At 60.0% G+C, this 9,751-nt stretch carries 10 protein-coding genes and 1 pseudogene; 4 read left to right on the top strand and 7 right to left on the bottom strand.

The genetic code is table 11. From position 1 onward, the window contains the following. Nucleotides 1-171, bottom strand: a pseudogene (locus ACLEJR_RS20370) (carbon starvation CstA family protein); the annotation flags it as partial. A gap of 158 nt (nucleotides 172-329) precedes the next feature. On the opposite strand from ACLEJR_RS20370, the gene ACLEJR_RS20365 reads away from it, so the two are divergent. Then, entirely contained in the window at nucleotides 330-686 is a 357-nt protein-coding gene (locus tag ACLEJR_RS20365) for a PilZ domain-containing protein (protein ID WP_440798600.1), read from the top strand. A gap of 168 nt (nucleotides 687-854) precedes the next feature. Here the strand turns inward: ACLEJR_RS20365 and radA are convergent, their stop codons facing one another. From radA to katB, 3 genes are all read right to left on the bottom strand, one after another. Then, a complete protein-coding gene (gene radA / locus ACLEJR_RS20360) occupies nucleotides 855-2,222 on the bottom strand; it encodes a DNA repair protein RadA (RefSeq protein WP_440798602.1) in 1,368 nt (455 codons plus the stop codon). A 42-nt stretch (nucleotides 2,223-2,264) separates the two neighbouring features. Then, nucleotides 2,265-2,816 carry an ankyrin repeat domain-containing protein gene (locus ACLEJR_RS20355; RefSeq protein ID WP_440798604.1) on the bottom strand — a complete coding sequence of 184 codons (552 nt, stop codon included), beginning with the start codon at nucleotides 2,814-2,816 and terminating at the stop codon, nucleotides 2,265-2,267. Nucleotides 2,817-2,998: 182 nt separating this feature from the next. Next, nucleotides 2,999-4,540: a catalase KatB gene (gene katB, locus ACLEJR_RS20350; RefSeq protein ID WP_440798606.1), complete on the bottom strand. Its 1,542-nt coding sequence runs from the start codon at nucleotides 4,538-4,540 to the stop codon at nucleotides 2,999-3,001. Between the two features lie 283 nt (nucleotides 4,541-4,823). Between katB and mscL the strand changes: the two genes are divergently transcribed. After that, a complete protein-coding gene (gene mscL, locus ACLEJR_RS20345) occupies nucleotides 4,824-5,237 on the top strand; it encodes a large-conductance mechanosensitive channel protein MscL (protein ID WP_440798608.1) in 414 nt (137 codons plus the stop codon). A gap of 160 nt (nucleotides 5,238-5,397) precedes the next feature. Here the strand turns inward: mscL and ACLEJR_RS20340 are convergent, their stop codons facing one another. Further along, nucleotides 5,398-6,174, bottom strand: coding sequence for a ferredoxin--NADP reductase (locus ACLEJR_RS20340; protein WP_440798610.1), 777 nt, complete (start codon nucleotides 6,172-6,174; stop codon nucleotides 5,398-5,400). A 252-nt stretch (nucleotides 6,175-6,426) separates the two neighbouring features. On the opposite strand from ACLEJR_RS20340, the gene ACLEJR_RS20335 reads away from it, so the two are divergent. Next, nucleotides 6,427-7,167 carry an autoinducer binding domain-containing protein gene (locus ACLEJR_RS20335; RefSeq protein WP_440816037.1) on the top strand — a complete coding sequence of 247 codons (741 nt, stop codon included), beginning with the start codon at nucleotides 6,427-6,429 and terminating at the stop codon, nucleotides 7,165-7,167. A 182-nt stretch (nucleotides 7,168-7,349) separates the two neighbouring features. Beyond that, nucleotides 7,350-8,474 carry a methyltransferase gene (locus ACLEJR_RS20330; RefSeq protein WP_440816034.1) on the top strand — a complete coding sequence of 375 codons (1,125 nt, stop codon included), beginning with the start codon at nucleotides 7,350-7,352 and terminating at the stop codon, nucleotides 8,472-8,474. An 83-nt stretch (nucleotides 8,475-8,557) separates the two neighbouring features. On the opposite strand, the gene ACLEJR_RS20325 is transcribed toward ACLEJR_RS20330, so the two are convergent. Beyond that, nucleotides 8,558-8,728: a DUF2474 domain-containing protein gene (locus ACLEJR_RS20325; RefSeq protein WP_440798616.1), complete on the bottom strand. Its 171-nt coding sequence runs from the start codon at nucleotides 8,726-8,728 to the stop codon at nucleotides 8,558-8,560. A gap of 14 nt (nucleotides 8,729-8,742) precedes the next feature. Next, nucleotides 8,743-9,750: a cytochrome d ubiquinol oxidase subunit II gene (gene cydB, locus ACLEJR_RS20320; protein WP_440816032.1), complete on the bottom strand. Its 1,008-nt coding sequence runs from the start codon at nucleotides 9,748-9,750 to the stop codon at nucleotides 8,743-8,745. Between the last annotated feature and the right edge of the window lies 1 nt (nucleotide 9,751).

The raw sequence follows: 9,751 nt of genomic DNA, 5'->3' as shown, positions 1-9,751 counted from the left end.
AAGGCTGTAGTAGCGGTAGGCGACCAGGTAGATGGCCACGGCTGCGACGACGATCCAGAGAGCGTTGATGGCTTCGCCGCGGCGCAGGGCCACGACGCCCAGGGCGCACGCTCCCAGGACGGCCAGCAAGAGCCAGGGAATATGGCGCAGCAGGCTATTATTGTTTGTCATTTTTATATTCCAGCCAGGGTGGACAAGAAGGTTAGCCACCGGAGTTTAGCGCTAACCGTCGCAAAGGCCATACCCGACATTCGTCTGTCACCGGCCGAACGGTGCCGGTGACGCGCCAGTTGGGTCTATAGTCAATGAATCTCCGGAGGGAATGCGTAATGAGCGAACGTCGCCGCTTCGTACGAATCGAATTTCATGCACGGACTGAACTGAGCCAGGGGCCCTATATCTGGCCGGTGAAACTGCTGGACCTGTCTCTCAAGGGCCTGCTGATCGAAAAGCCCGAGCCCTGGCTTGGCAACCCTGAAGAACCCTTCATGGCCGACATCCACCTGAGCAATGAGGTGGATGTGCAGATGGAGGTTCGTCTGGCCCACGACGATCACGGCCACCTGGGTTTCGTCTGCGAGCATATCGACCTGGACTCCATCGCGCATCTGCGTCGGCTGGTGGAACTGAACCTGGCCGATCATGACGAACTGGAACGGGAGCTGGCGGCGTTGATCCAGATTTGAATCGCCGGAGCTTCCGTGGCGAGGGAGCTTGCTCCCGCTGGGCTGCGCGACAGCCCCAAGTCCAGCAACACCAAGCCCAGCAACCCGGTGTGTCAGAAAAATTGAGTGAAGTTTCCGGGCCTGCTTCGCAGGCCAGCGGGAGCAAGCTCCCTCGCCACGGGGAACGCGTTACTCAAACAACGCATCCAACGCCTGTTCCAAACGTGTCACCGCGATGATCTGCAACCCCACCGGTGCCTCCTTCGGCGCATTGCCCTTGGGCACGATGGCGCGTTTGAAACCGTGCTTGGCCGCTTCCTTGAGCCGCTCCTGCCCGCTGGGCACGGGGCGGACTTCGCCCGACAGTCCCACTTCACCGAACACCAGCAGGTCATGGGGCAATGGACGATTACGCAGGCTGGACATGACCGCCGCCATCAACGCCAGGTCAGACGCGGTCTCCAGCACCTTGACCCCGCCCACCACGTTCAGGAACACGTCTTGGTCGTGGGTCGGAATGCCGCCGTGCCGATGCAACACGGCCAGGAGCATGGCCAGGCGATTCTGGTCCAGGCCCAGCGTGACCCGGCGCGGGTTCGCCAGGTGGCTGTCGTCCACCAGCGCCTGCACTTCCACCAACATCGGGCGAGTGCCTTCCCACGTTGCCATGACCACACTGCCCGGCACTTCTTCCTGGGCACGTGTCAGAAAGATCGCCGAGGGGTTGGAGACTTCTTTCAGCCCCCTGTCGGTCATGCCGAACACGCCCAGCTCGTTGACGGCGCCGAAACGGTTCTTCACTGCCCGTAACAGACGCAGGCGCCCATCGGATTCACCTTCGAAATACAACACGGTGTCGACCATGTGCTCCAGCACCCGCGGGCCCGCCAGCGCGCCTTCCTTGGTCACGTGGCCCACCAGGAAAATCGCCGTGCCGCTCTGCTTGGCGTAACGCACCAGCAACGCCGCACTTTCGCGAACCTGGGACACACCGCCCGGGGCCGACTGGAGTTGCTCGGTGAAAATCGTCTGGATCGAGTCGATCACCATCACCTTGGGTTTTTCCAGGCGTGCCGTGGCGATGATGGTTTCAATGCAGGTTTCGGTCATGACCCGCAGCTGGTCCTGGGGCAACCCCAGGCGTCGGGCGCGCATGGCGACCTGTTGTTGCGACTCTTCACCGGTGACGTACAGCGCCGGCATGCGCGTGGCAATGTTGCATAAGGTTTGCAACAGGATGGTGGATTTACCAATGCCCGGGTCCCCGCCGATCAGCACCACCGAACCGTCCACCAGACCGCCACCGAGCACGCGGTCCAGCTCGCCGGAGGCGGTGGAGAAGCGCGGGATTTCCTCGACGCTGACTTCGGCCAGGGTCTTGATCTGCGCCTGCTGGCCGGCCCAGCCCGTGCGCCCGGTGGGCGCCGCTGCGCCGCCGCTTTCCACCATGGTTTCGGTCAGGGTGTTCCAGGCCCCGCACTCACTGCACTGGCCGGCCCATTTGGGAAAGGTCGAGCCGCACTCGGTGCAGCCGTACATGCGCTTTGCCTTGGCCATCTGAACCCCCGGGAAAAACCGCGATGATAGCCCAGGCGGAGGTCAACGAGGGGCCGGCATTCTGATTTCACCCTTGGCCAGATCCGTCGCGGTATTGCCCAGCGGGTCGGCGGCATCCAGGTCAGCGCCTTTGGCTTTCAAGGCATCCAGCAGTTCGACACGCTTGAACAGCCCGGCGTACATCGCTGCGGTCTGCCCTGCCGCGTTGCGCTGGTCGGGACTGCACTCGGTGGATAACAAGCGGCGGGCGATCTGCACCTCGCCCTTGAAAATGGCCCCCATCAGTGCTGTGTTACCGCGCTTGTCCTGGGCACAGGCATCGGCGCCGGCCGACAGCAGCCGCTCCACCGCAGGGCCCTGACCGTGATACGCCGCCAGGATCAACGCGGTGTAGCCCTTTTCATCCTGGGTATCGAGGGCGTAGCCGGCCTCGATAAAGGTGTCGAGCATCGGCACGTCGCCCCGGCGGGCGGCGTCGAAATAATAATTCTGCAGTTGTTCCCGTATGGCAGCCGGGTCGGCCGGCACAGGCTGGTCGGCCAGCACGCCCGCCGACCAGATCGCAACTATCGATAATAGAAACCTGACCTTCATGAGATCTCCTTAAACGCGCTCCCACAGGGAATCGGGGGTGAGCAAATCCTCAGACCACACAAAGCCAATGTGGGAGCGAGCTTGCTCGCGATTGCGGTCTGTCAGCCGAACCTTCGCCGACTGGCCCACCGCTTTCGCGAGCAGGATCGCTCCCACAGGGTTAACCCCCTGCTGGCAGTCGGTCAGTCGGTCAGTTTTTCCGCCAGCGCCTTGACCCGGGACAGGTCGCCCTTGGCGACACGGGCCACGCCAGTGCCGTATTCAGGATCAGCCTTGTAGAGGAACGACAGGATGATGTGCTTGCTTTCATCATCGGTGGTCGCCAGGGAGCCGCCGAAGCTTTCGATCAGATCGTTGCGTTCTTTCTGATTGAAGGAGCGGTACAGGTCACCGGCCTGCTTGAAGTTCTGCTCGCGCTGAATCTTCGCCTGCTGGGTACTGCCGCTCAGCGCGGTCTGGCTATAGCGGGCCGCCGGCTGTTCGTCGCGGGGCTCCAGCCGGCTCGGCTGGTAATTCACGCCGGTGCTGGTGCTGCCGGGGTTCATCGCACCATCCTGGTTACCGTTGTTCACCGCGACCTTGGGCGCGTTGATCGGCAACTGCAACGCATTGGCGCCCAGCCGATACATTTGCGTATCGGCATAAGAGAACACCCGGCCCTGAAGCAGCCGATCTTCCGAAGGCTCGATGCCCGGCACCAGATTGGCTGGGGCCATCGCCACCTGTTCGGTTTCCTGGAAAACATTCGCCGGATTGCGGTTCAGAACCATCTGCCCGACTTTGCGCTCAGGCACCCCCGGCCAGATCTTAGTGGCGTCCAATGGATCGAAGTCGAACTTTGCCAACTCTTCAGGCTTCAATACCTGAACGTACAGATCCCACTTTGGAAAGTCCCCCTTGTTGATATGGCTGACCAAGTCGTTAGTCATATGACTGTAATCTTGCCCTTGAACTTTCACGACTTCTTTCGGATCGAGGTTTTTCAGCCCCTGCAAACTTTTCCAATGAAATTTCACATAGTGAATATCACCCTTGGCATTCACTAACTTGTAGGCGTGTACACCATTGCCATCCATTTCGCGGTAACTGGCCGGCGTACCGGAGTTGGAATACAGCTCGGTCAGAGTACGTGTCGCCTCTGGGACATGGGAGAAGAAGTCGAAACGACGTGAATCGTCGTCCAGATTGGTCCGCGGGTCCGGCTTGAAAGCGTGGACCATATCGGGAAACTTGATGGCGTCGCGGATGAAGAAGGTCGGGAAGTTGTTCCCCACTAGATCCCAGTTACCGTCGGCGGTGTAGAACTTGGTGGCAAAGCCACGAGGGTCGCGCAGGGTCTCCGGTGAATGGTTGCCATGCACGACCGCCGAAAAGCGCACGAACACCGGTGTGGTCTGGCCTGCGGCGAAGACCTTGGCCTTGGTCAGGTCGCTGAGGTCGTCGGACACCGTGAAGGTACCATGGGCGCCCGTGCCCCGGGCATGTACCACGCGCTCGGGAATGCGTTCACGGTCGAAGCGCTGGAGCTTCTGAATCAATTGCACGTCCTGCAGCAAGGTCGGGCCGTTGGGCCCCGCTGTCTGCGAGTTCTGGTTATCGCCGACCGCGGCACCGTTATCCCGGGTCAAGGTCGCGGCGTTGACGGAAAAAGACAGCAGGCCCGCCGTCAGCGCAAAAAGGGCACGACGGTGGGAAAACGTTCCGCCGCCAAGGGAAGTATTCATAGAAATTTCCTCTGATGTTATAGAGCGCATCCGTGTGCGCCCTTCAGAGGCTAGTGCTCGAAAATCCAAAACCTAAATAGAAAAGCCGTACCGCTTCGATAGAAAAAACGTTGTGGGGGATCGGTACTAAACCCAGTATCACGCGCGATTGATGGCACTTTGTAAACTTTTCGGCAGGCACTGGGTCGATAACTGAAGCTTTGTAAGCGGGCGTTTCAAGCGGGACGCGTCTGGCTGAATTACACTGCCACTCAAACTCATCTGTCACAAGGAACAACAACTCATGGGCGTGCTAAGCGAGTTCAAGGCCTTCGCGGTCAAAGGCAATGTCGTCGACATGGCCGTCGGGATCATTATCGGTGCCGCTTTCGGCAAAATCGTCTCGTCCTTCGTCGGTGATGTGATCATGCCGCCCATCGGTCTGCTGATCGGCGGAGTCGATTTCAGCGATCTGGCAATCACGCTCAAGGCCGCCCAGGGGGACACGCCTGCAGTGGTGCTGGCCTACGGCAAATTTATCCAGACCACCATCGATTTCATCATCGTGGCGTTCGCGATTTTCCTAGGCGTGAAAGCCATTAACCGCCTCAAGCGCGAAGAAGCCGTGGCGCCCAGTGCCCCTCCGGTTCCGAGCAAGGAAGAATTGCTCCTGACCGAGATCCGCGACCTGCTCAAGGCGCAGAACGAGCGGCCCTGAGCCCTCGTCAGAAGCAAGCTGGGCCGCTCAGATCTGTGGCGAGGGAGCTTGCTCCCGCTGGGCTGCGGAGCGGCCCCGGCTCTTTGCGATTGCTGCGCAATCGAGCGCGAGCAAGCTCCCTCGCCACAGGGGCGCGCGCTGAACTCCTGGGCGCACTCTCCTACCAATAGTTTTCCACCGCCACTTGGCCCGGCCGACGCGTAAGGCTCAGTTGCAACCCCCTGGCCTTGAGCAGCTTGCGCGTGTCGTCGATCATCTGCGGATTGCCGCACAGCATCACCCGTGAATGCTCCGGCGTCAGCGCCACACCGGCCGCACGTTCAAGTTCGCCGTTCTCGATCAACGCAGTGATCCGCCCATTGAGGGTCCCCGGATGCGCCTCGCGAGTCACGGTCGCAATGAAGCGAAGCTTGTGGGCGTACTCCGCCAGGTACTCGCGTTGGGCCAACCCTTCGATCAGCGCCTGATACGCCAGCTCACGGGCCTCGCGGACGCTGTACACCAGGATGATCCGCTCGAATCGTTCCCAGGCTTCGAAATCCTGGAGGATCGAAAGAAACGGCGCGACGCCCGTCCCGGTGGACAACAGCCACAGGTCCCGGCCGTCGACAAAACGATCCAGTGTCAGGTAGCCGAAGGCCTGGCGCTCCACCAGCAGGCTGTCACCCGGCGCCAGGCGACTCAGCTCGCTGGTGAACTCACCCTGCGGGACCACGATGGAAAAGAACTCGAGGAATTCGTCGAAGGGTGAAGACACCATCGAATAGGCACGCCAGACGGTGGTGCCATCCGCCTTTTCCACACCCAGCCGAGCGAACTGGCCGGCGCGAAAGCGAAAGCCGCGATCACGGGTGGTGCGCAACGTAAACAGATGAGCGGTCACTGGTTGAACGTCGAGCAGGGTTTGACGGGTGAACTTTTCTTCGCTATCGGTCATGGGCCACTCCAACAAAACTAGGCCTGTAGTGTCCCGCAAAGCGTGTATTTTAACCACCGAACAATTAGTGGCGCTTTAATAGCAATCGCCGCATTCTCGCGCCATAAATCAACCAAACTTATACAATTCAACACCATTTGTAATGCCTGATGTTTCAAGATATATCTACCCCCGACCAAATCTGTTCAAAAAAACCTACGCGAAGTTAGGAATGGTCCTACACTGAATTTTCGCATCATGGATTGGATCCGCATGGACGAATCAACCCAGGAGAAAGCGATGGACAAGTGGAAGGACTTGCAACTCAAGAAGTTATCCTGCGAAAAAGATTTGCAGGCGGCTTATCGCCTGGTCCTTAATTTCTTTAACAATCAAGGCTTTGAATATTGCGCGTTTGCCACTTACCTCGGCAGCCCGGACAAGCACACCGGTAAGGTCAACCTGAATAATTACCCTTATGGATGGGACAGGTTCTATGAACAGAACGGTTACGCTTCAAACGATCCAGTAATAGCACATTGCAATCAATCAACGTTGCCGATCTTATGGAACGAGGGTGTTTTTGCCCGAACCCCCAAGTTATGGCGCGAACTTAATCGACAGGGACTTAAACACGGCTGGACTCAGGCCATCCATGATGAACACGGTATCCATTACAGTCTGTTCAGCCTCGCAAGGACGCACTGCCCAATCGATATAGAGGAGCATTATGGCAACCTCGGCTACGCCATTTTCGCCAGTCAGCGTCTGCATGCCCTGGCCAGCAAGAAGCTGTCGGATGCCAGCGCTGTCACCCACAAATATCATTTATCACCCAGGGAAATCGAAGTGCTGCGCTGGTCTGCCGAAGGCAAGACGGCCTCGGAAGTAGGCAGGATCCTTTGTCTTTCCGAGCGGACCGTGAATTTCCATGTGTGCAGTTGCATGCGAAAACTGAACGTCAGCAACAAGATTTCAGCGGTGGCCAAGGCAGCCCAGTTCCATGTGATCTGATGAACGCAGCAGCCGCGAGGAGCAGAAAAACCCGCAAGTAATGTGCAGAAAAAGAACGTACCATTTACGGCTCCACTTGAATGATGACGCTGCTTGTACGCGACGCAGTTCATTCAAGCGGTCCCGCACAGACACCTCCATCCAGGCCGCGGGACTTTCGTTGATCTCCAGAGCCCCCAGCCATGCCCTTGCTTGACAGCCCCTTCGCCCGACTCGACCTGATCCGCCAGCCCGAACAGCAGAACGAACCGTTGCAAGCCTTCGATGCGGCCGACGAATACCTGCTCGCGTACCTGGCCGAACAACAACCCGCCCCGCAAACCCGGGTGCTGGTTCTCAACGACGGCTTCGGCGCCCTTGCAGCGAGCCTGGCCGGCAAGGTGGCGGTGCTCAGCAGCGGCGATTCGTTCCTGGCGCTGCAAGCGCTGGAGAAGAACCTGGTGCGCAACGGCCAGCCTTTCGACGCGGTCCCGACATTGCCAGCGAGCGAGCCGCTGACCGGCCCGTTCGACCGGGTCTTGATCAAGGTGCCCAAGACCCTGGCCCTGCTCGAGGAACAGCTTATCCGTCTGCAAGGCCAACTGGCGCCAGGGGCCCAAGTGATAGCCGCCGCGATGATCAAACATCTGCCCCGGGCCGCCGGAGACCTGTTGGCACGCTACATCGGCCCCGTGCAGGCGTCCCTGGCGGTGAAGAAAGCCCGGTTGTTGATTGCGACCCCGGCCGTCGTGACACGGGCCGTATCGCCCTACCCGACCCGCTATTGGCTGGACGAGCCGAAAATCGAGCTGCTCAATCACGCCAACGTGTTCTGTCGCGAAGGGCTGGACATCGGCACCCGCGCATTCCTGCCGCACCTGCCGAAAAACCTGGGCCAGGCCCGGGTCGCGGACCTGGGTTGCGGTAACGGCGTACTGGCAATTGCCAGCGCCCTGCACAATCCCGAGGCCCACTACACGTTGGTGGACGAGTCCTACATGGCCGTGCAATCGGCCGCTGAAAACTGGCGGGCGGCCCTCGGCAAACGCGAAGTGACGGTCCGTGCCGGCGATGGCCTGGCCGGGCAACCCTCGCAATCATTGGACGTGGTGCTTTGCAATCCACCCTTCCATCAGCAGCAAGTGGTGGGCGACTTCCTGGCCTGGCGCATGTTCCAGCAGGCCCGCGAAGCGCTGGTGGTGGGTGGTGCGCTGTACATCGTCGGCAACCGGCACCTGGGCTATCACAGCAAGCTGGCGCGGCTGTTCCGGGGCGTCGAGCAAGTGGCCTCGACCCCGAAATTCGTGATCCTCAAAGCTCGCAAGTAAATAGCTCGCAAGTAATCTTTCCACTGTAAAAAACCCTCCTTTCGGAGGGTTGAAACCGTGCCGCAAGGCAACGGGATGGGAAATCAGTGGGTGGTCAGGCCGGCGGCGTTCATGAACATCCGCATCAGGCTGGCGACTACGAACAACGCCAGGACACTGCCGGCCCAGATCGCCGCCAGCCAGCCGAGCCGTTGCCAGAGCGGTTTTCGTTCGGCGGCCTCTATGTCTTTCAGATCAGGTTTGGCCATGTTCATCGCCTCGCAGTGGATCAGTGGTAACCGTCATCGTGGGTCACCTTGCCGCGAAACACGTAGTAGCTCCAGAAGGTGTACACCAGGATCAGCGGGATGATGAACAAGGTCCCGACCAGCATGAAGCCCTGGCTCTGGGGCGGCGACGAGGCGTCCCAGATCGAGATCGACGGCGGCACGATGTTCGGCCACAGGCTGATGCCCAGGCCACTGTAGCCAAGGAAGATCAGCACCAGGGTCAAAATGAATGGTGTGTAGTTGGCGTTGCGGGCCACCGCCCGGAACAACCCGTACATGGTCACCAGCACCAGGATCGGCACCGGCAGGAACCAGAACAGGTTGGGCAGGGTGAACCAGCGCGCCGCAATGTCAGCATGGGCCAGTGGCGTCCAGATGCTGACAATCCCGATCACCGCCAGCACCGCGAATGCCAGGGGTCGTGCCAGGTCATGCATCTGCTCCTGCAACTTGCCCTCGGTTTTCATGATCAGCCAGGTACAGCCGAGCAACGCATAGGCGGCAATCAGTGCCAGGCCGCAGAACACCGTGAACGGCGTGAACCAGTCCAGGGATCCGCCAGCATACTGGCGATTGACCACCTCGAAGCCATCGATAAACGCCCCCAGCGCAACGCCCTGGAAGAACGTGGCCGTCAGCGAACCGCCGATGAACGCCTTGTCCCAGAGGTGGCGTTTCTCGGCCTTGGCCTTGAACCGGAACTCAAAGGCCACGCCCCGGAAGATCAGGCCGATGAGCATCAGGATCAGCGGCAGGTACAGCGCCGACAGCACCACCGAATAGGCCAGCGGGAACGCCCCGAACAGGCCGGCACCGCCCAGCACCAGCCAGGTCTCGTTACCGTCCCAGACTGGCGCCACGGTGTTCATCATCACATCGCGGTCGCGCTCGCCCTTGACGAAGGGGAAGAGAATGCCGATCCCCAGGTCGAAGCCGTCCATGATCACGTACATCATGATGCCGAAGATGATGACCACGGCCCAGATCAGCGGAAGATCAATACCCATG

Origin of the sequence: Pseudomonas sp. SMN5, from assembly GCF_052041925.1 — a bacterium.
Taxonomy (GTDB): domain Bacteria; phylum Pseudomonadota; class Gammaproteobacteria; order Pseudomonadales; family Pseudomonadaceae; genus Aquipseudomonas.
The sequence above is the reverse complement of the archived record's forward strand: the minus strand, read 5'-3'. Positions and strand labels throughout refer to the sequence as shown.